Here is a 20,125-nt window from a genome sequence, read left to right as displayed (position 1 = left end):
AATAAGTTTTATTTATTCATTACTTTTTCAACTTCTATCAATAAATCTTCTTCATTGGTAAATCTTTTAATTACAATTCCATTTGGATCTATTAAAAATCTTGTTGGCAAAACTTTCACTCCGTATTTAATAGCAACAGAATTTATATTTGCTTTAATATTGTTTGAAATATTATCCCAAGCCATTTTTAATTCATTACTTTTTTTAATCCAAGATTCAGTATCATTGTCAGTTGAAAAACTAATAATCTTAAAATTATCAGATTGGTATTTTTTATATAAAATTGGCAAAGTTGTTTTTATTTCCTCAATACAAGGCATGCACCAAGAAGCCCAAAAATCTAATAAAACATAATTTCCCCTATAATCTTTTAAACTGATTTCTTTTCTATTTACATTTTTAGCAATAATTTCTGGAGCTATTTCACCAACTTTCACGCCATCGTAGGTAAAATAATCATACAATGCTTTTCCTTTTGGCGAGTCTTTCAATTTTTGGGATAATTTATTATAATAAATCTTCAAATCTTTTTTGGGAATTCCTTCTCTGTAATTAATCATTTGAGATAAAGAAAAATAATTATTTGCATTTGAATCATTCTTAAAAAAAGCATTCACATTTTTGAATATGGTGTCAATTTGATTTTGAAATTCTTTTTCTGAAATGACACCTTCTTTCATTTCCTTATATTTCAATCCCTTTTTAACCTGTGAAGGCTCAATATATTTATTGAACTTCAGATTCATATCATTAATTTCACCTCCTTTTATAAATTCATGATATCCTAAATTAGATTTTTTTAAAGTTTGCTTATCAGTACTAATGGAAATTTCTCCTTGTTCAACCCAAAATGGTATCATTAACCATTCATCATCAATTGAAATAGCAGCTTCAAAAGGGAATTCTATTTTTCCCTTGAAATAAAATTTCCCTTGTTTGATAATTGTAGAATCAATTACCTTTTTTTCATCATAGTTAAGTAATACAACTTTTGAGTTTTCTTTAACTCCTTTGATAATTGCGTTTATTTCATAATAATCAGATTCATTAATTTTATCAGTTTTAGTGCAATTGAATAAAGTAATTACCGTCAAAAGGTTAAACAATAAAAATATTTTTTTTAGATTCATTCTTTTAAGTTTAGATATTTTTAAGAACAAGTATTAGAAAAATTCCCAAACCTATTAACACAACTATTAGAGACAAATTGATTTCCTGCTTGTTCTAGATTTTGAAATTTCAATTCATTTTTTTTATCAAAAGAAATATTATTTCCTTTTAATAATTCATTTATAATTTCTGATAATAGATTTCTGACCGTTAAATAATAATTATTTACTCAATAGTACATCATAACAGATTGTATAAAAAACTTTATATATCAAGATTTATAAATAACGACATGTCATTTATGAATTTTATAGCAATAACTAAAATTTAAATTACTGATAAATAAATGGTTAAATTTATATTTATGTGGATGTTATCCAAAAAACGGTTAAAACCTCTAATTGTCAACATTAGCATATAAATAATAGTAAATGACAATATTTTTTTTAGTTTTGAGTAAATTTAATTCTTAAGGGGACTATTTTTTAAAATAAGCGACCTCTAATTTTTTCAAGGAATTGAAATAAATGCTTGATGAGTAAGAAATCAAAACTAAATACATTAGAAATGGCTAATTGTAAAAAAATATACTTTTTTATAGTAATTTATTTTTTCATTTCTAGTCATGTTACAACTTTGGGTCAAACTCAAAATGATACACTTAGAAATAAATCATTAGAAGAATTATTCAATCTTTACAGCAACTCTTCTTTAAAAAATGAGCAAATAAAATACATAAACGCTTTTGTATATGTTGCCAAAAAAAAGAACATAAAAAAAAGAGTTTTATCAGGGTATCAAATACTTTCTTCATTATATGATGATGAAAAAAAATTACTTTATTTGGATAGTGTTATCAATTTATCTAAAAATGCTCCACTAAAAAATTATCCAACGGTTGCTTACAATACCAAAGCTATTTATTATCACGGAAAAGGGGATTATAAGAATGCATTAGAAAATTATTTACAATCTAACAAATTCGCAGAAATAGAAAAAAACGACCAACTAATTTTTTTAAATACCTACAGTATTGGAACTATTAAAAGAAAGATTGGCGAATTTGACGAAGCATTACTTCTTTATAGATTTTGTTTGTCATATTCAAAGAAAGATTTATCAAAAAATAGTTATACATACTTACTTACATTATTGGCGATGTCTAATGTTTTTTATGAACTGAAAGAAGTAGATTCTGCAAAATACTATAACAGACTTGGTGTAAAAGAATCTTTAAAGCAACAAGATATCGAAAAATACCATCACTTTTCTGCGAATCAAGGTATCATTCATTTTATTGAGAAAAGGTATGAAACTGCGTTAGATAGTCTTTCAAAACACACACCTTATTTTGAAAAAAATAAAGATTCCATGAATTTAGCGTACATCTATTTTCATTTGGGCAAATTATATGATTCAAAAGCAAATAAAAAGGAAGCTGTAAAATATCACAAAAAAATTGATTCACTTTTTAATCCAAATTCAAAATACACTAAAGAATTCAGGGAATCCTATGAATATTTAATAAGCTATTATAAAGAGGAAAACAATTTAAAAAAACAGTTATTTTATATAGATAAACTGATGTATTTTGATAGTATTTTAAATGCTACAGAAAGCTATCTAAGTAATAAAATGTTTAAAGAATATGACATTCCCAAATTAAAAAAGGAAAAAGCATTGATTCAAAGTGAAATGGAAAACAGCAAAGTAAGGTTGAAATCCATTATTACTTTATTTACATGTATTGTTTTAGGATTACTTTTTTTATTGTATCATCAATTCAACAAAAGAAAAAAATACAAAAAAAGATTTCTCCAAATACTAAATAATAATGATCAGAATGATTGCGATACAAAAGGAAATTTAGACAAAAACAAAATAGATGTTCCAGAAAATATTGTTAATGACATTCTAGCAAAACTTGATGAGTTTGAGAAAAGTAAAAAATTCACATCCAATAAAATCACTTTAAATTCTTTGGCAAAAAAACTTGATACCAATACAAATTACCTTTCTAAGGTGATCAATCATTATAAAAATACTTCTTTCTCAAACTACATAAATAATTTAAAGATAGAATACATAATATCAGAAATAAAGGTGAATCCTTTACTGAGAAAATTTACATTACATGCATTAGCCAAGGAAGCTGGATTTAATAATACAGAATCATTTTCCAAAGCCTTTTTCAAGTTGAAAGGTATTAAACCATCCTACTTTATGAAAGAGTTAGAGAAAAGGAACTAATTAAATTATCTTTTGAATTTGGGTAAATTCACGTAAACAAAAATTATAAAGCTACTGTTTATGACGCTTTTGAATAATTATTAATAGTTTAATAAATACTTTTAGGTAAGGTTAATACTTAACCTTCTCATGAAAACTATAATTCACGCCCAATCCAAACAATTGTCTAAATTGAACTCTGCTTGAGGCATCATCATCCATGATTGTGTGAAAAGTCATGTGCATTTTGATATGTTTGTTGACCACAAAACGAATATTTGTCTGGTAATCAACATCTATATTGCCAATATTGGCCAAATAATCCGTATATAATGTCAAAATATTTTCCATTTCAACATTTTCCATAATCCAGAATTTGTAATACATAGAAAAGTTAAAACCCAAACTGAAAGCAGTATTTTTACCTTCTTCAACACCAAATTTTCCAGAGAAAAAATCACTTACAAACGTATATCTTGCAGTTGCAGGAGCAATATTGAAATGCAAATCATTGGATTTTTTCCACAACATCCCAGGTCCATAAGTCAGATACGCTGGAGATAAAAACTCCGAAACCAATAATTTTGGCTCCTTTTTGTAGTCAAATCCTTTAGTGTATTGAGTTCTAAAATTACCAATAAATGATAAAAACCAATATTTCCCAGTTTTCAAACCTATTAATGTATTGAGTTCAAAACGGTCGTCTGTTTTTCGATATCCTTTATTGCTGATGTGACTCAAACCATAACTGGTGATAATTCTAGTATCCCAGTTGAGATTGTCTTTTTTATAATTTAAATCGTAGTTGACATTGATATTTCCTGCAACTGTATTTTCACCTCCTGAAGCCCAATTAGAAAAAGAAGATTGATTAAAAATAAAGGCAAATCGTCCATGCATTTTCCATTTTGGAACGCTATCTTTTTTGCTTTGTGAGAATGAATTTATAGCGAAAACTATAAAAAGTAGCAGGATAATTTTTTTCATTCACTTTTGTTAAAAGTTACAAAAATATCATTTTTATTGATACACTATTGAACTTATTTTAACAAAAATTATTGCTTTTTCACCTTATAAATTGGCACTGAAGAGCAAGCTTCACCAAATAAAATACTTTTCGCAATGGGTTGTAATTTTTCCAATAAAAATGAATAGGCTGCAATTGGGACTGGTTTTTCGGAACAGCCTTTTACAATCACTGGTTTTCCTTGAAAGTCTTCCGTGGATAAATCTTCAATAATTTTTTGATACAAAATGGTTTCTAAAGTTTCTAAATTTCCAATCACTACTTTGTTTGCAAAAGGGACTAATTTAGACGTTACCAACATAAATGCCCAAGAAGGAATAATTGCATCTGCAGTGCAAGTAACCGCTACAAAACTCTGTTGGTATTGACTCCAATCATGATTGTCAACAGACGCTCTAAACTCCTTTTCTTTTAAAATCAATTCATGAAACAACCAATCTTTGATATCAAATAACACTCTTTTTCCTTTAGGATAAAAAACCTCTAAGTCAATGGTTTTTAGTGCGCTATTGGCTACTTTATTGATGATTTCCATATTTCAGTTCAAAGTTTAAAATTCAAAATTCAAGGTTTTTTCGACTACTAATAACTAACAACCAAAAACGAACAACTATTATTAAAGCATTCCCAATTCCAATTTTGCTTCTTCGCTCATCATTTCTGAAGTCCAAGTGGGATCAAAAGTGATTTCTACTTCACAATTATTGATTTCTTTCAATGTTTTGATTTTTTCTTCCACCTCAACAGGCAAGGTTTCAGCCACTGGGCAGTTTGGAGAAGTCAAGGTCATCAAAATTTTTGCATCATGATCTTCAGATACAAAAACATCGTAAATCAATCCCAATTCATAAATATCTACAGGGATTTCTGGGTCGTAAATGGTTTTTAAAACACGAATAATTTTATCCCCAATTTCGTCTAATTCTTTATCTGTCATTTTTTTTAAAATCTTAGGTAGTTAATTTTGATTGTTGTGCAATGGCATACATTTTTATTTGTTTGATCATCGAAACCAAACCATTGGCTCTTGTAGGCGAAAGGTGTTCTTTCAATCCTATTTTATCAAGAAAATCAGTATCCGAACTCAAAATATCACTTGGTTTTTGACCAGAATATACACGTAATAACAATGCCACAATCCCTTTTGTTAAAATAGCGTCACTATCAGCCGTAAATTTTACAGTATCTTTTTCCAATTCCGAAAACATCCAAACTTTTGACTGACAGCCTTTTATTAAATTTTCATCTAATTTGTATTGATTGTCAATTATTGGCAACGATTTCCCCAATTCAATGATATATTCATAACGTTCCATCCAATCATCAAACATCGAAAACTCGTCAATAATTTCTTCTTGTATTTCTTTAATAGTCATTTTTTTAAACTTATTTTTGCGACTTAAATTTGTTTTGCAATATTGATGTGCAAAATTACTGATAAAAATTAAATTAATCTAAATAACAGTAAGATTCAAAGAAACTGTTTTAGAAAACTTTTAACGAAAATTTTTATTCAGCAAAACAAAAATGATACACAATGAGTAAACTTTTGGCAGTTGGCACAGTAGCTTTTGATGCGATTGAAACGCCTTTTGGAAAAACGGATAAAATTTTAGGCGGTTCAGGCACTTTTGTTGGGTTGGCTGCAAGTCAATTTGGTATTGAAACTGGCATTGTTTCTGTGGTTGGTGGAGATTTTCCTGAGACTTATTTATCGATGATGAATGAGAAAGGAATCAATACTGATGGAATAGAAATCATCAAATCAGGAAAAACTTTTTTCTGGAGTGGACGTTATCACAATGACATGAATTCTAGAGACACTTTGATTACGGAACTGAATGTTTTAGAAGATTTTAAACCGGTAGTTCCTGAAAAATTTAGAGATGCAAAAATAGTGATGTTGGGCAATTTACATCCTTCAGTGCAGGATTCAGTGATTGAACAAATGACTGAAAAACCAACATTGATTGTCTTAGACACCATGAATTTTTGGATGAATATTGCCTTAGATGAACTGCATCAAGTATTGAAAAAAGTAGATGTAATTACCATCAATGATGAAGAAGCACGTCAACTTTCAGGAGAATATTCTTTGGTAAATGCCGCCAAAAAAATTCATGAAATGGGACCAAAATTTGTGGTAATCAAAAAAGGGGAACATGGCGCTTTATTATTCAATGAAGGTAATATGTTTTTTGCACCTGCATTGCCATTGGCAGAAGTTTTTGACCCAACAGGAGCTGGAGACACCTTTGCAGGAGGATTTTGTGGATATTTGGCAAAAACAGGAGACATTTCCTTTGAAAATATGAAAAATGCCATTATTTATGGCTCTAATTTGGCTTCATTTTGTGTGGAGAAATTTGGTACAGAACGCATGCAAGAATTGACTTCGGAAGAAGTTATCAACCGTTTGCAAGCCTTCAAGGAATTGACACAATTTGACATAAAATTATCGTAATTTTAATCCGCAGTTTTTTGGCTGCGGATTTTTTTTTAATATTAAAATAAAACTATTAAAGTAAAAATGAGTGATGCTATCAAACACGAATGTGGAATTGCATTGGTTCGATTAAAAAAACCGCTACAATACTATAAAGACAAATATGGTTCTGCTTTTTACGGAATCAATAAAATGTATTTGTTGATGGAAAAACAGCACAATCGTGGTCAAGATGGAGCAGGTTTTGCGAGTATAAAATTCAATGTTGAACCTGGCACAAGATATATCAGTAGAGTTCGCTCGAATCAATCTCAACCAATTCAGGATATTTTTGCGCAAATCAACGAACGAATTAACAGCACTTTTGAGGAATTTCCAGACAAAAAAGACGACGTAAAATGGCAAGAAGAAAACATGCCCTACATTGGAAATTTGTTTTTAGGACATGTTCGTTATGGAACTTTTGGAAAAAATAGCATCGAAAGTGTGCATCCATTTTTGCGTCAAAGCAATTGGAAACATAAAAATTTGATAGTTGCTGGAAATTTCAACATGACCAATTCCAATCAAATTTTAGAAGAATTGATTGAATTGGGTCAGCATCCCAAAGAATTTACAGATACTGTAACTGTGATGGAAAAAATCGGTCATTTTTTGGAAGATGAAGTTGCGAAATTGTATCAAGAAGCCAAAAAAGAAGGATTTAATAAACGACAAGCTTCCCCTTATATTGAAGAACATTTAAGCTTGAAAAAAGTATTGAAAAGATCTTCAAAAAGTTGGGATGGAGGCTATGCAATGGCTGGTTTGGTGGGTCATGGAGATGCATTTGTATTGAGAGATCCTAATGGAATTAGACCTACTTTTTTCTTTGAAAATGAGGAAGTTGTCGTAGTTGCATCAGAAAGACCTGTAATTCAAACGGTTTTTAATGTAAAAATCGAAGATGTCCAAGAATTGGAACCCGGACATGCTTTGATTATCAAAAAAAGCGGAAAAACCTCTGTAAAATTGGTCAATGAACCTGGCATCAAAAAATCCTGTTCTTTTGAGCGAATTTATTTTTCAAGAGGAAGTGATGCCAGCATATATAAAGAGCGAAAAAATCTAGGAAAATATGTATTTCCTCAAGTTTTAAAATCGATTAATAGTGATATTGCAAATACTGTTTTTTCATACATCCCAAACACCGCTGAAACTTCTTTTTATGGAATGACAGAAGCTGCTGAAGATTTGTTAAATGAACAAAAAACAGCCAAAATTTTAGCAGGAGGTAAAAATTTATCCGCTCAAAAAGTAACCGAAATTTTATCTGAAAGACCTCGATTTGAAAAAATCGCCATTAAAGATGCCAAATTGAGAACTTTTATTGCGGATGACAGTTCAAGAGATGATTTGGTGGAACATGTGTATGATGTAACGTATGGAGTGGTAAAACCTACTGATAATTTGGTTGTTATTGATGATAGTATTGTTCGAGGAACTACTTTGAAAAAGAGTATTATCAGAATTTTAGACAGATTGCAACCAAAAAAAATAGTGATTGTTTCTTCTGCTCCACAAATTAGATATCCAGATTGTTACGGAATTGACATGGCAAGAATTGATGCTTTTATTGCTTTCAAAGCTGCCTTAGAATTGCTGAAAGACCACAATAAATATCATATTGTGGATGAGGTTTACCAAAAATGCAAAGAACAACAATCCAAAAAAGATGTTGAAATCATCAATCATGTAAAGGAAATTTACAAGCCATTTTCTGCGGAAGAAATTTCGGCTAAAATTGCGCAAATGCTCAAAACAGATGATATCAATGCTGACGTGGAAGTAATTTATCAAACTATTGAAGGTTTGCACAAAGCCTGTCCAGAAAATTTAGGCGATTGGTATTTTACAGGAAATTATCCAACACCTGGAGGCCATAGAGTTGTAAATCAAGCATTTATTAATTTCTATGAAGGGAATAATAAAAGGGCTTATTAAAAAGTAACCTATTTATAAAAACAAAAAAGCATCCAAAAATTGGATGCTTTTTTGTTTTTATATCAATTGCTAATTACTTAGCAGCAGCATAACGTCTTTCAACTTCATTCCAGTTAATTACTTTAAAGAAAGCGTTGATATAATCTGGTCTTCTGTTTTGATAATTTAAATAGTAAGCATGTTCCCAAACATCCAATCCTAAAATAGGTGTTCCTCCACAAGTTACGCCTGGCATCAATGGATTGTCTTGATTTGGTGTTGAACAAACTTCCACTTTCCCTCCTTTATGCACACATAACCAAGCCCAACCTGAACCAAATTGTGTTGCAGCTGCTTTTGAAAATACATCCATAAAAGCTTCTTTTGAACCAAATTCAGCTTCAATAGCATCTTTTAATTCGCCAGATAAATAGCCTCTATCTTCAGGATTTAGTACTGTCCAAAACAAATTGTGATTGTAAAATCCACCTCCATTGTTTCTTACAGCGCCATTTTTCATGTCTAAATTTGTCAGAATATCTTCAATAGATTTTCCTTCTAAATCTGTTCCTGCAATCGCATTATTTAAGTTGTTTGTATATGCTTGGTGATGTTTTGTATGGTGAATTTCCATAGTTCTTGCATCAATATTTGGTTCTAATGCATCGTAAGCATATCCTAATTCTGGTAATTGAAAAGCCATTTTTTTATGTTTTTAAAATGTTAGTATAAAATATTAAGATTGTAAAATTAACCATTTCAGAAGGGTTTTCCAAGAAGTTTCTGTGTTGATATTTTATAACTGTATAGAAATCACTTATTCTCCAAACTCGCGCATAAATTCTTCTGCCTTTTCTACCATTTTTTTACTTCCACAAATAAAGGGTACTCTTTGGTGTAATGAAGTGGGTACAACATCCAACGTTCTTATATAGCCATCTGAAGATTTTCCTCCAGCTTGTTCTGCCAAAAAAGCCATTGGATTGCATTCGTATAATAAACGCAATTTTCCATCAGGATTTCTTGAGCCTTTTGGATACATGTAAATGCCGCCTTTAATCATATTTCTATGAAAATCAGATACTAACGAACCAATATATCTGCTTGTGTATGGTCTATCACCTTCTTCTTCTTGGCAATATTTGATGTATTTTTTGATTCCTAACGGAAAATCCAAATAATTTCCTTCATTTACGGAATAAATATTTCCTGTTTCTGGAAATGTCATATTGGGATGAGACAAATAAAAAGAGCCAATTGCAGGATTCAATGTAAATCCATTAACGCCATGACCAGTAGTGTACACCAACATCGTAGAAGTACCATAAACGATATATCCTGCAGCTACTTGTTCACTTCCTTTTTGTAGAAAATCTTCAATGGTTACTGGAGTTCCAACAGGAGTTACACGTCTGTAAATAGAAAAAATCGTTCCTACAGAAACATTTACATCAATATTTGAGGAACCATCCAAAGGATCAATTAAAACGATATATTTATTTTGATGGTTTTCATCTTGACTATTGATAGAAATAAAATCATCTTCTTCTTCACTCGCAATTCCACAAACAATATTTCTTTTGGTTAAGGTTTTGATGAATACTTCATTGGCATATACATCCAATTTTTGTTGATTTTCGCCTTGAATATTCACATCACCAGCAGCACCCAAAATATCTACCAAACCTGCTTTATTCACTTCGTGATTCACCACTTTTGCAGCCAATCTTAGCGAGTTTAACAATCGTGAAAGTTCTCCAGAAGTATATCTAAATGCGGATTGATTTTCAATAATAAACTCTCCTAATGTTTGATTTTTTGATGACATGAAATATGTTTTTGATTGATGCCACAAAGATGCTATCTTTTTGTAAGAACTACAACGATTTAGTGGTCTTTTTGCAACTTTTTTTATGAAAAATTCATTCTATAAAAATTCAACATTATAGGTTATTTTGTCAAAAAATTTCTGAAAATTTTCGTCCAATTGAAAATGATTTACATTTGCTGAAAATTTATAAAAATGAGTTTTACCATCAGACAAGGACAGCCAAAAGACGTGCAAGCTATTTTAGACTTGATTATTGAATTGGCTGTTTTTGAAAAAGAACCCAATGCTGTTGAAATCACAACAGAAGATTTACTAAAAGACGGATTTTCTGAAACTCCAAAATTCAAACTTTTTGTGGCAGAAGAGAATGAAATCATCATTGGAATGGCGCTTTTTTACGAACGATATTCTACTTGGAAAGGAAAAACAATTCATTTAGAAGACTTAATTGTAACAAATCAAAAAAGAAATTTAGGTGTTGGAAAAGCATTGTACACAGCAGTTTTAAAATATGCTTATAATCATAATTTTAATAGGGTTGCATGGGAAGTATTGGATTGGAATACCAACGCCATTGAATTTTATAAAAGTACTGGCGCAACGTATTTAAGTGGTTGGCACGTAGTTCAAATGAACAAAGAAAATTTAGCAAAATTTATTCAAAAATAACGCAAAATGAAAATATTTAAGTTTGGAGGAGCATCTGTAAAAGATGCTGAAGGCGTAAAAAATGTAGCAAAAATTATTCAATCTGAAGGAAATTCAGATACACTAGTGGTGATTTCTGCGATGGGAAAAATAACCAATGCTTTTGAAGAAGTAATAGACGCTTACTATCACAAATCAGAAGAATTGCCCTCAAAATTGAATTTTATTGATGAGTATCACAAAAATATTATGAATTCGCTTTTTGATAAAAACGACGCTGTTTATCAAGAAATTGACATTCTTTTTGGTGAATTGGGTTGGTTTTTAGCGAGAAATACATCACAAAGATACAATTACGTATATGACCAAATTATCTGTTTTGGTGAGTTGTTGTCTACCAAAATTGTAAGTGCGTATTTGGCAAAATTAGGCATCAATAATACCTGGTTTGATGTTCGAAATTACGTCAAAACAGATAGTAATTATAGAGATGCAAAAGTAGATTGGAATCTTACAGAAAGTATAATTACCTCAAAAGTTGACACCTCAAAACTGAACATTACTCAAGGATTTTTGGCTGGAAATGATACTGAAAATACCACAACTTTGGGTAGAGAAGGTTCAGATTATACTGCTGGAATTTTTGCTTACTGCTTGAATGCTGAAAGCGTAACTATTTGGAAAGATGTAGAAGGCGTACTGAATGCTGACCCAAGAGTTTTTGAAGAAACCACATTATTAAATCAAATTTCCTACGAAGAAGCAATTGAAATGGCGTTTTATGGAGCTTCTGTAATTCATCCAAAAACCTTGCAACCATTGCAAAAAAAGGAAATTCCGTTGTTGGTTCGTTCGTTTATCAATCCCAAAGAACCTGGAACTAGAGTTTCAAAAGGTGCCCTTTTAGAGCCTTATATTCCTTGTTTTATTGTCAAGAAAAATCAAATTTTAGTTTCTATTTCTGCACTCGATTTTTCGTTTATGGTGGAGAACAACATCAGTTTTATTTTTCAAAAATTACATGAATATCAACTGAAAGTAAATTTAATTCAAAATTCTGCCATTAGTTTTTCAGTTTGTGTGGATAACAAATTCAATAAGTTTGATGACTTTTATCAAGATTTGAAAAACGAATTTAAGATGGACGTTCAAAAAGAAGTAGATCTTTTTACAGTGCGTCATTTTGATGACAAAGCTATCAAAACTATTGAAGAAAAAGGTGCTTCATTATTGACACAAGTAAATAAAGAAACACTTCAAATGGTGGTAAAAGCGATTTAAAAGTAGTAGTTGCATTTTTTTTAGTATGTTTGTCGTTAGTCTTTGAATAACTTATGGCATTAGTAACATCTAAAGAAATTGCAGGCGTAATTGGTCTTGAAAAGTTTGGTTTTTTAGGAACTTTTGTAGGTTGGCTTTTGATTCGAATTTTGCGTATTTCCGCCATCAACAGGATTTATAACAAAAATAAAAACAAAGAAGGACTTCACTTTTTAAACGGTGTTTTGAACGATTGTAATATCGTTTTTCAAATTCCTGAGGAAGATTTAAAAAGAATTCCAAAAGACGGCGCTTTTATTACAGTTTCCAATCATCCTTTGGGTGGAATTGACGGTGTTTTATTGCTAAAATTACTGATTGAAAAACGCGCTGATTATAAAATTATAGCCAATTTTTTATTGCACAGAATTGAGCCTTTACAGCCTTATGTAATGCCTGTAAATCCTTTTGAAAATAGAAAGGATGCAAAATCTAGTGTTGCAGGAATCAAAAATGCGTTGTTGCATTTGCAAGAAGGAAAACCTTTAGGAATTTTTCCTGCAGGCGAAGTTTCTACTTACAAAGACGGAAAATTAAAAGTAGATAAACCTTGGGAAGAAGCTGCTGTGAGGCTTATCAAAAAAGCTGAAGTTCCAGTAATTCCGATTTATTTTCACGCAAAAAACAGTCGCCTTTTTTACTTTTTATCTAAAATCAGTGATACGTTACGTACTGCCAAATTGCCATCAGAAGTGATTTCTCAAAACGGAAAAGTGATTAGAGTTCGTATTGGAAAACCTATATCTGTAGATGACCAGAGAGAGTTTACTGAAATCCCCGCTTTTTCAGAATTTATAAGAAAAAAAACCTACATGTTGGCAAATCCTTTTGAAAAAGCGCACAAACTGATTTCTGCTCAAAACATCAAAATAAAAAAGCCTGCTAAAAAAATTGCCCCACAAAAAAATGTGGATTTGTTTGTCAAAGAAGTGGATGATTTGCGTGAAAAAGAAGGAAGATTATTGGAAAGTAAAAATTATGAAGTCTTTTTTGCCAATGCAAAAGACATTCCTAATTTGTTGCATGAAATTGGTCGTTTGCGCGAAATTACCTTTAGAGATGTAGGTGAAGGCACCAATAATTCAGTTGATTTGGACAAATATGACAAATATTATTACCATTTATTTTTATGGGACAGAGAAGCAAATTGTTTGGCTGGTGCCTACAGAATGGGTTTAGGAAGTGAGATTTTTAAAAAATATGGTATCAATGGTTTTTATGTGCAAACTTTGTTCAGAATAGAACCAGAATTGTATCAAATGATGGAAAATACCATTGAAATGGGACGTGCTTTTATCATCAAAGAATATCAGCAAAAACCTATGCCATTATTTTTATTATGGAAAGGAATTGTGCATGTTACGTTGCGTTATCCAGAGCATAAATATTTATTAGGAGGCGTTTCTATCAGCAATCAATTTTCAGATTTTTCTAAATCGTTGATGATTGAATTCATGAAATCGCATTATTACGATCCTTATATTGCGCAATATATTCAACCAAAAAAGGAATATAAAGTGAAATTGAAAGACGCAGATAAAGATTTTGTTTTTGATGCTACAAAAGCTGATATGCAAAAATTTGATAAAGTAATTGACGAAATTGAGCCAGGAGCATTGCGAATTCCAGTATTGATAAAAAAATATGTGAAACAAAACGCACGTTTAGTGGCATTCAATGTGGATCCAAAATTCAACAATGCAATTGATGGTTTGATGTACATCAAAGTGGCAGATATTCCTGAAAGTACTGTAAAACCAGTCATGGAAGAATTCCAAGCGGAATTAGAACGAAAAGCGACAGAAGAGTCATTGAAAAAATAAATTTAAAAAAATGAATATAATTCTCAGAATTTTATTGACTGCCTTAGCTGTATTTTTCTTGGCATCTGTTTTACCAGGGGTAAGAATTGAAAATTACATTGCCGCAATTACAGTTGCGTTGGTTATTGGATTGCTAAATATTTTTGTAAGACCCGTCATTGTGTTGCTTACTTTCCCAGTGACCATCATTTCATTAGGGCTGTTTTTATTCGTTATCAATGCAGGAATTATTCTTTTGGCTGATAAATTTGTAGATGGATTCATGGTAGCAGGCTTTTGGCACGCATTATTGTTCAGTATTTTACTTTCTATTCTGCGTCCATTTTTACTTTCGTTTGTAAAAGAAAAAACAGAAGTGAACTAAAAGTAACCTGTTGGGTTAATCTATTTTATTTGATAGAAAAATAATTTTTTTGCCACGAATTCACAAATTTTAAGAAATTCATAAGAATAATTGTTTTCATCTTTGATGAAAATTCAAATTTATAGGATTCATTGGATATAAAAAATCTGTGAATTCGTGGCAATTTCATTTTAAAATTCAATTACACCCAACTGATTAAAAGTATAAAAAAGCATCCTCCAAATGCTCTAATTTGTGCGAATTTTTTTCCAATGTGATAGCGATGATATCAAAGCGAACGTTGACATCCAAATCTCTTTGAACCACATAATGATCAACAGCAAAAACCAATAATTTTATCTTTTTTTTGCTCACAAAATCCTCTGGATTTCCAAAATAATTGGAGCTTCTTGTTTTTACTTCTACAGCAATTAACGTGTTCTCTTTCAGCGCAATAATATCAACTTCTGCTTTGATATAACGATAATTGCGTTCCAAGATTTGATAGCCATTTTTCAGCAAATAATCAATCGCTAATTGTTCTCCAATTTCTCCTAATTCGTTATGTTCTGCCAAATTATTTCAATTTATTTTTGATGAAAAATCACTGTTGAAGTATCTTTTTGAATGTGTATTTCCACTTTTCTTCCAAAAAATAGGGCTCTATTATCCGCTTCATGCCCAGCAGGAAAATCAAATAAAATAGGAATTTCTTTTGGTAAAACTGCTAAAATCAATTCTTCAATGGTGCTTCCCCAAGAGGTAGGATTTTTTCTAATTTTAGAAAAATTTCCCAAAACAACTCCTTTCAAATTATTGAAATACCCTGCTCTTTTCAAACTTTGCAACATTCTGTCTATGGCATATTCGTACTCTCCAATTTCTTCGATAAAAAGGATTTTTCCATCAGTTTTCAATTGACTTTTAGAGCCCAACATTGACATTAAAATGGATAAATTCCCACCTACAATCTCTCCTGAAATTTTTCCATTTCTGTTGTATGTCGAAGACGGAATTTCATAAGACAATTTTTCGCCAAACAAAGCATTTTTAAAACTTGCCATAGTTTCAACAATTTCTTCCGGTTTTTCCTCTAAACTTGTGGGCATCATGGCATGTAAGGTTTCAAAACCTAGGTTGTTTACATGGTTGTGAAAAGCTGTAATATCAGAATATCCAACAATCCATTTTGGTTTTTTTTTGAACTTGGAAAGATTGATGTTGTCTAAAATCCGAACAGAGCCATACCCTCCTCTTGCAGCCCAAATTGCTTTGACAGTTGGAATGTCTAAGGCTTCTTGAAAATCTTGTAACCGTTCTTCATCTGTGCCTGCAAAATGATTGTTTTGATTGAACACATTCTTGCCCAAAACCACGTTTAATCCCCAAGAAATCAATACGCTTTTTGCTTTTTCAATCGTTTCTTCTCTGTTTTTCAAAATTCCTGCTGGCGCAACAATTGCGACAGTATCCCCTGTTTTTAAATAGGGTGGTTTTATGAATTTTTCTTGAGCAGAAACAAATGAAACGAAATAAAGTAACATTAAAGGCAGAAGTGTTTTTCTGTAAATAATTGCCATTCTCTTTTTTTATAAATTTAAAAACTATTCTTTGTAAATGTATCAATTTCAATCGAAATTAAAACCCTGTTTTTTGTACTTTTGTCCAACAAAAAAATAGTTACATTCTTAAATTCTAAGAAATTTTGATGACTCATCCCAAAAGATATACCATTACTGCAGCATTACCTTATACAAACGGTCCTATTCACATTGGACATTTGGCAGGTGTGTATGTGCCTGCAGATATTTACGCACGTTATTTGCGATTGAAAGGAGCTGATGTTGCCTACATCTGTGGTTCTGATGAACATGGAGTTGCGATTCCTATGAAAGCCAAAAAAGAAGGCATTTCTCCAAAAGAAATTATCGATAAATATCACGAAATCATCAAAAAATCCTTCCAAGATTTTGGAATTTCTTTTGATAATTATTCAAGAACTTCTGCTGAAATTCATCACAAAACAGCCTCCGATTTTTTTACAAAATTGTACAACCAAGGAGATTTTATCGAAGAAATTACAGAACAATTGTTTGACGAACAAGCTAATCAATTTTTGGCAGATCGTTTTGTGGTAGGAACCTGCCCAAAATGTGGTTTTGATGGCAGTTATGGTGATCAATGTGAAAGTTGTGGAACGAGTCATAATGCCACAGATTTAATCAATCCAAAATCAGCGATTACTGGGAATATTCCTACTTTAAAATCTACAAAACATTGGTTTTTACCTTTGGATAGATATGAAAACTTTTTGCGTGAATGGATTTTAGTGGGTCACAAAAACGACTGGAAACCCAATGTTTATGGACAAGTAAAAAGTTGGATTGACGATGGTTTGCGTCCAAGAGCGGTTACACGTGATTTGGATTGGGGAATTCCAGTGCCATTGGAAAATGCGGAAGGAAAAGTATTGTATGTTTGGTTTGATGCACCCATTGGATACATTTCTTCCACCAAAGAATGGGCTGAAAGAGAAGGAAAAAATTGGGAAGATTATTGGTATAACAGCGACACAAAATTGGTGCATTTTATAGGAAAAGACAACATCGTTTTTCATTGTATTGTGTTTCCAAGTATGTTAAAAGCACATGGAGATTTTATTTTGCCAGACAATGTTCCTGCAAATGAATTTTTAAATTTAGAAGGAAATAAATTATCAACTTCTAAAAATTGGGCAGTTTGGTTGCACGAATATTTGGAAGATTTCCCAAATCAACAAGACGTATTGCGCTACACGTTAACTGCAAATGCGCCCGAAAATAAAGACAACGATTTTACTTGGAAAGATTTTCAAGCAAAAAATAACAATGAATTGGTGGCAATTTTTGGAAATTTCATCAATCGAGTGGTTGTTTTGACACACAAATATTATGATGGATTTGTGCCAACTCCAAACGATTTTTCAGCAATTGATGAAGATGTTTTAGCGGCTTTGAAAGAATTTCCAGACAAAATTGGAAAATCTATTGAACGGTATCGTTTCAGAGAAGCATCTCAAGAAATGATGAATTTGGCAAGATTGGGAAACAAATATTTGGCGGATGAAGAACCCTGGAAAGTAATCAAAGTTGATGAAGAACGTGTCAAAACTATCCTCTATGTTGCTTTGCAAATTGTAGCTGGTTTGACAGTTGTTTCTGAACCCTTTTTGCCTTTTACATCCACCAAATTGAAAAACTTATTGAACATTGTTTTTTGCAAAAAAGACAAAGGAATTTCTTGGAATGATGTTGCTGAAAAAGAAGTGTTATTGCAACCAAATCATCAAATTGGACAAGCTGATTTGTTATTTTCAAAAATTGAAGATGATGCTATTGAAGCGCAATTGCAAAAATTAATTGCCACGAAAAAAGCCAATGAAAATGACCTGTCTAACGAACAGGCAGGTAATAAAACCGTAAATCCTCAAAAAGAAATTATTGAATTTGAAGATTTTACAAAATTAGATATCAGAATTGGGACTATTTTAGAAGCTGAAAAAGTTGCCAAAACCAAAAAATTATTGAAACTAAAAGTCGATGTTGGGTTGGACGTTAGAACTATTGTTTCTGGAATTGCTGAGAGTTTTTCGCCAAAAGAAATTATTGGACAGCAAGTTTCTGTGTTGGTAAATTTGGCGCCAAGAAATATCAAAGGAATTGAAAGTCAAGGAATGATTTTAATGACTGATACTGTTGATGGAAAATTGGCTTTTGTAGAGCCCTCTGAAAAAGTTGCAAACGGACAAGAAATAAGTTAATAATTATGACTAAAACAATTTTATGTTTCCTGATTTTTTTAGGAACAAGTAATCTTTTAAACTCACAACAAAGATTGGTTTCTTTTGAAAATGATTTAAAAAAATCGTCCTCAACTGTAAAAGATGTTATCCCAATTGTAAATGCTAAAAATGGTGATATTGCATATTTTATTGTTGATGCTAAAAATGTTTATGGATATAAATTAAACTCTGACTTTAAAGTTTTGGATAAAATGGTATCTGAAGAAAAAAGTAGAGAATATAAAACTTTAATTGGATCAAGTGTTTCAGAATCAAATTCTTATCGTGTTTTTTTAACAAATAAAAATGAAGATAAATTTTCTTCTGTAAGCTTTTCTTTTGAAAATAAAATTAGTTCTTCCAATGATTTTTTGATAAGTTCACAAGAATACTTTATACAAACTGCTGATTGGAACAATCAATTTTACTTAATAACTGGATCTAAATTAAACAATAAACTTTTTATATATACTTTTGATGACGATGGTTTTCCAAAAAGAAATTATATTGAAACTTCAGATTTAGAATTTATAAACAAAAAAGGGACAGACTATAATCTTTTATCAATTTTACTCAATGCTGGTTCAATCAAAAAAATTGAAGATAATACCCCAATATCTATAGAAATTGCATCAGAGGAAGTAAAAATGTTCTCAAGAGAAAATTATATTGTTTTTTCTATAGATATTAATAACGAGTTTAGCCAAATTCTTCAAATAGATTTAAAGACACTAAAAGCAACATCAAATAAATTCAAAAAAAGTATACTTGGAGGCAATTCCACAAAAACCAATTCTTTTCTAAATGGAGATATTCTTAGCAATATAGCAGTTAATAAAGAAAACTTATCCATTAATTTTTTAAATTTTACATCAGGAGAATTATTAAAAACTCTCACTTTAAATGTAAATGACTCTATTAGTTTTAAAAACACTCCTATTATTCAAGAAGGAGGAAGGTTTGAGGATTACAGAGAATTAGAAAAAACTAAACAGTTTTTTAGAAAGATTTCTAGTGGTAAAATTGGTGTGTCTTTTAGAAATTTTTATGATAAATTCCATGTTGTTATTGGAGGTTATGTAGAGCAAAATTCTGGTGGAGGAATGATGATGATGCCTTTTGGTGGACTTCCAATTGCCTCAATGGGTAATGTAACCGTATTTTTTAACCCAGCTCAATTAGCATTTAACTCAGCTACTAATAACAAAGCCACAAGAATTGAATGTTTATTTGATCAAGAATTTAATCATGTAAAAGGGATAATCGGAAAAAATGCTTTTGATAAAATGGAAGATTACATTACTGACAATCCTGGAGAAACAGTTTTTAAATATAAAAACTATTATATTAACGTTGATTATCAAATATTTTCAAAAGAAGTTATTTTTAGAAAATTTGAAGATTAGATTAGTTTAAATTTAAACCCATGTCAAAAAAACTAGCATTAATTGCATTTGTAGTCTCTTTAGGAGGATTTTTATTTGGTTTTGATGCTGGAATTATTTCTGGAGTCATGTCGTATGCAAGTCCAGAATTTCAATTAACAGAACTTCAAGAAGGTTGGGT

At 30.8% G+C, this 20,125-nt stretch carries 18 protein-coding genes and 1 pseudogene; 10 read left to right on the top strand and 9 right to left on the bottom strand.

From position 1 onward, the window contains the following. Positions 1-8: 8 nt before the first annotated feature. Entirely contained in the window at positions 9-1,130 is a 1,122-nt protein-coding gene (locus IU405_RS01425) for a TlpA disulfide reductase family protein (RefSeq protein WP_197436846.1), read from the bottom strand. Positions 1,131-1,644: 514 nt separating this feature from the next. On the opposite strand from IU405_RS01425, the gene IU405_RS01420 reads away from it, so the two are divergent. Further along, complete coding sequence (locus IU405_RS01420) at positions 1,645-3,360, top strand: helix-turn-helix domain-containing protein (protein WP_197436845.1); 1,716 nt, start codon at positions 1,645-1,647, stop codon at positions 3,358-3,360. A gap of 111 nt (positions 3,361-3,471) precedes the next feature. Here the strand turns inward: IU405_RS01420 and IU405_RS01415 are convergent, their stop codons facing one another. From IU405_RS01415 to IU405_RS01400, 4 genes are all read right to left on the bottom strand, one after another. Further along, positions 3,472-4,326 carry a DUF3078 domain-containing protein gene (locus IU405_RS01415; RefSeq protein ID WP_197436844.1) on the bottom strand — a complete coding sequence of 285 codons (855 nt, stop codon included), beginning with the start codon at positions 4,324-4,326 and terminating at the stop codon, positions 3,472-3,474. A 68-nt stretch (positions 4,327-4,394) separates the two neighbouring features. Beyond that, positions 4,395-4,901 (bottom strand): DUF2480 family protein, encoded by a 507-nt coding sequence (locus IU405_RS01410; RefSeq protein ID WP_197436843.1) that lies wholly within the window; start codon positions 4,899-4,901, stop codon positions 4,395-4,397. An 81-nt stretch (positions 4,902-4,982) separates the two neighbouring features. After that, complete coding sequence (locus tag IU405_RS01405) at positions 4,983-5,303, bottom strand: DUF59 domain-containing protein (protein WP_197436842.1); 321 nt, start codon at positions 5,301-5,303, stop codon at positions 4,983-4,985. A 13-nt stretch (positions 5,304-5,316) separates the two neighbouring features. Beyond that, a complete protein-coding gene (locus IU405_RS01400) occupies positions 5,317-5,742 on the bottom strand; it encodes a SufE family protein (protein ID WP_197436841.1) in 426 nt (141 codons plus the stop codon). 161 nt (positions 5,743-5,903) lie between these two features. On the opposite strand from IU405_RS01400, the gene IU405_RS01395 reads away from it, so the two are divergent. Continuing rightward, positions 5,904-6,830 (top strand): PfkB family carbohydrate kinase, encoded by a 927-nt coding sequence (locus tag IU405_RS01395; protein ID WP_197436840.1) that lies wholly within the window; start codon positions 5,904-5,906, stop codon positions 6,828-6,830. Positions 6,831-6,896: 66 nt separating this feature from the next. Then, positions 6,897-8,795, top strand: coding sequence for an amidophosphoribosyltransferase (locus tag IU405_RS01390; protein ID WP_197436839.1), 1,899 nt, complete (start codon positions 6,897-6,899; stop codon positions 8,793-8,795). Positions 8,796-8,868: 73 nt separating this feature from the next. Here IU405_RS01390 and IU405_RS01385 read toward each other — a convergent pair whose 3' ends face one another. Continuing rightward, positions 8,869-9,477, bottom strand: coding sequence for a superoxide dismutase (locus IU405_RS01385; RefSeq protein ID WP_197436838.1), 609 nt, complete (start codon positions 9,475-9,477; stop codon positions 8,869-8,871). A gap of 114 nt (positions 9,478-9,591) precedes the next feature. Then, positions 9,592-10,602 (bottom strand): class 1 fructose-bisphosphatase, encoded by a 1,011-nt coding sequence (gene fbp, locus IU405_RS01380; protein ID WP_197436837.1) that lies wholly within the window; start codon positions 10,600-10,602, stop codon positions 9,592-9,594. Positions 10,603-10,797: 195 nt separating this feature from the next. Between fbp and IU405_RS01375 the strand changes: the two genes are divergently transcribed. From IU405_RS01375 to IU405_RS01360, 4 genes are read left to right on the top strand one after another with little or no spacing between them, the layout of a single operon-like run. Then, positions 10,798-11,274 carry a GNAT family N-acetyltransferase gene (locus IU405_RS01375; RefSeq protein ID WP_197436836.1) on the top strand — a complete coding sequence of 159 codons (477 nt, stop codon included), beginning with the start codon at positions 10,798-10,800 and terminating at the stop codon, positions 11,272-11,274. A 6-nt stretch (positions 11,275-11,280) separates the two neighbouring features. Continuing rightward, positions 11,281-12,534: an aspartate kinase gene (locus tag IU405_RS01370; RefSeq protein ID WP_197436835.1), complete on the top strand. Its 1,254-nt coding sequence runs from the start codon at positions 11,281-11,283 to the stop codon at positions 12,532-12,534. Between the two features lie 53 nt (positions 12,535-12,587). Next, the gene (locus IU405_RS01365; protein ID WP_197436834.1) at positions 12,588-14,396 is read left to right on the top strand and encodes a GNAT family N-acyltransferase; all 1,809 of its coding nucleotides are present in this window, start codon (positions 12,588-12,590) and stop codon (positions 14,394-14,396) included. 10 nt (positions 14,397-14,406) lie between these two features. After that, positions 14,407-14,760: a phage holin family protein gene (locus tag IU405_RS01360; RefSeq protein WP_197436833.1), complete on the top strand. Its 354-nt coding sequence runs from the start codon at positions 14,407-14,409 to the stop codon at positions 14,758-14,760. Positions 14,761-14,955: 195 nt separating this feature from the next. Here the strand turns inward: IU405_RS01360 and IU405_RS01355 are convergent, their stop codons facing one another. Continuing rightward, complete coding sequence (locus tag IU405_RS01355; protein ID WP_197436832.1) at positions 14,956-15,315, bottom strand: YraN family protein; 360 nt, start codon at positions 15,313-15,315, stop codon at positions 14,956-14,958. A gap of 11 nt (positions 15,316-15,326) precedes the next feature. After that, positions 15,327-16,283: an LD-carboxypeptidase gene (locus IU405_RS01350; RefSeq protein WP_231749446.1), complete on the bottom strand. Its 957-nt coding sequence runs from the start codon at positions 16,281-16,283 to the stop codon at positions 15,327-15,329. A 164-nt stretch (positions 16,284-16,447) separates the two neighbouring features. Between IU405_RS01350 and metG the strand changes: the two genes are divergently transcribed. The 3 genes and pseudogenes from metG to IU405_RS01335 form a co-directional block, all read left to right on the top strand. Next, positions 16,448-18,538 (top strand): methionine--tRNA ligase, encoded by a 2,091-nt coding sequence (metG, locus tag IU405_RS01345; RefSeq protein WP_197436830.1) that lies wholly within the window; start codon positions 16,448-16,450, stop codon positions 18,536-18,538. Between the two features lie 5 nt (positions 18,539-18,543). Beyond that, positions 18,544-19,965, top strand: a complete 1,422-nt coding sequence (locus IU405_RS01340; RefSeq protein ID WP_197436829.1) for a hypothetical protein — start codon at positions 18,544-18,546, stop codon at positions 19,963-19,965. A gap of 20 nt (positions 19,966-19,985) precedes the next feature. After that, positions 19,986-20,125: pseudogene (locus tag IU405_RS01335) on the top strand (D-xylose transporter XylE); the annotation flags it as partial.

This window comes from Polaribacter sp. BAL334, from assembly GCF_015767435.1.
Taxonomy (GTDB): Bacteria; Bacteroidota; Bacteroidia; order Flavobacteriales; family Flavobacteriaceae; genus Polaribacter.
Note: the sequence above shows the minus strand (reverse complement) of the source record. Positions and strands in the feature narration are given on the sequence as shown.

Excerpts from the sequence above, each read along its gene's own strand:
- IU405_RS01425 (WP_197436846.1), bottom strand. The coding sequence starts at position 1,130 with ATGAATCTAAAAAAAATATTTTTATTGTTTAACCTTTTGACGGTAATT.
- IU405_RS01420 (WP_197436845.1), top strand. The coding sequence starts at position 1,645 with ATGAGTAAGAAATCAAAACTAAATACATTAGAAATGGCTAATTGTAAA.
- IU405_RS01415 (WP_197436844.1), bottom strand. The coding sequence starts at position 4,326 with ATGAAAAAAATTATCCTGCTACTTTTTATAGTTTTCGCTATAAATTCA.
- IU405_RS01410 (WP_197436843.1), bottom strand. The coding sequence starts at position 4,901 with ATGGAAATCATCAATAAAGTAGCCAATAGCGCACTAAAAACCATTGAC.
- IU405_RS01405 (WP_197436842.1), bottom strand. The coding sequence starts at position 5,303 with ATGACAGATAAAGAATTAGACGAAATTGGGGATAAAATTATTCGTGTT.
- IU405_RS01400 (WP_197436841.1), bottom strand. The coding sequence starts at position 5,742 with ATGACTATTAAAGAAATACAAGAAGAAATTATTGACGAGTTTTCGATG.
- IU405_RS01395 (WP_197436840.1), top strand. The coding sequence starts at position 5,904 with ATGAGTAAACTTTTGGCAGTTGGCACAGTAGCTTTTGATGCGATTGAA.
- IU405_RS01390 (WP_197436839.1), top strand. The coding sequence starts at position 6,897 with ATGAGTGATGCTATCAAACACGAATGTGGAATTGCATTGGTTCGATTA.
- IU405_RS01385 (WP_197436838.1), bottom strand. The coding sequence starts at position 9,477 with ATGGCTTTTCAATTACCAGAATTAGGATATGCTTACGATGCATTAGAA.
- fbp (WP_197436837.1), bottom strand. The coding sequence starts at position 10,602 with ATGTCATCAAAAAATCAAACATTAGGAGAGTTTATTATTGAAAATCAA.
- IU405_RS01375 (WP_197436836.1), top strand. The coding sequence starts at position 10,798 with ATGAGTTTTACCATCAGACAAGGACAGCCAAAAGACGTGCAAGCTATT.
- IU405_RS01370 (WP_197436835.1), top strand. The coding sequence starts at position 11,281 with ATGAAAATATTTAAGTTTGGAGGAGCATCTGTAAAAGATGCTGAAGGC.
- IU405_RS01365 (WP_197436834.1), top strand. The coding sequence starts at position 12,588 with ATGGCATTAGTAACATCTAAAGAAATTGCAGGCGTAATTGGTCTTGAA.
- IU405_RS01360 (WP_197436833.1), top strand. The coding sequence starts at position 14,407 with ATGAATATAATTCTCAGAATTTTATTGACTGCCTTAGCTGTATTTTTC.
- IU405_RS01350 (WP_231749446.1), bottom strand. The coding sequence starts at position 16,283 with ATGTTACTTTATTTCGTTTCATTTGTTTCTGCTCAAGAAAAATTCATA.
- metG (WP_197436830.1), top strand. The coding sequence starts at position 16,448 with ATGACTCATCCCAAAAGATATACCATTACTGCAGCATTACCTTATACA.
- IU405_RS01340 (WP_197436829.1), top strand. The coding sequence starts at position 18,544 with ATGACTAAAACAATTTTATGTTTCCTGATTTTTTTAGGAACAAGTAAT.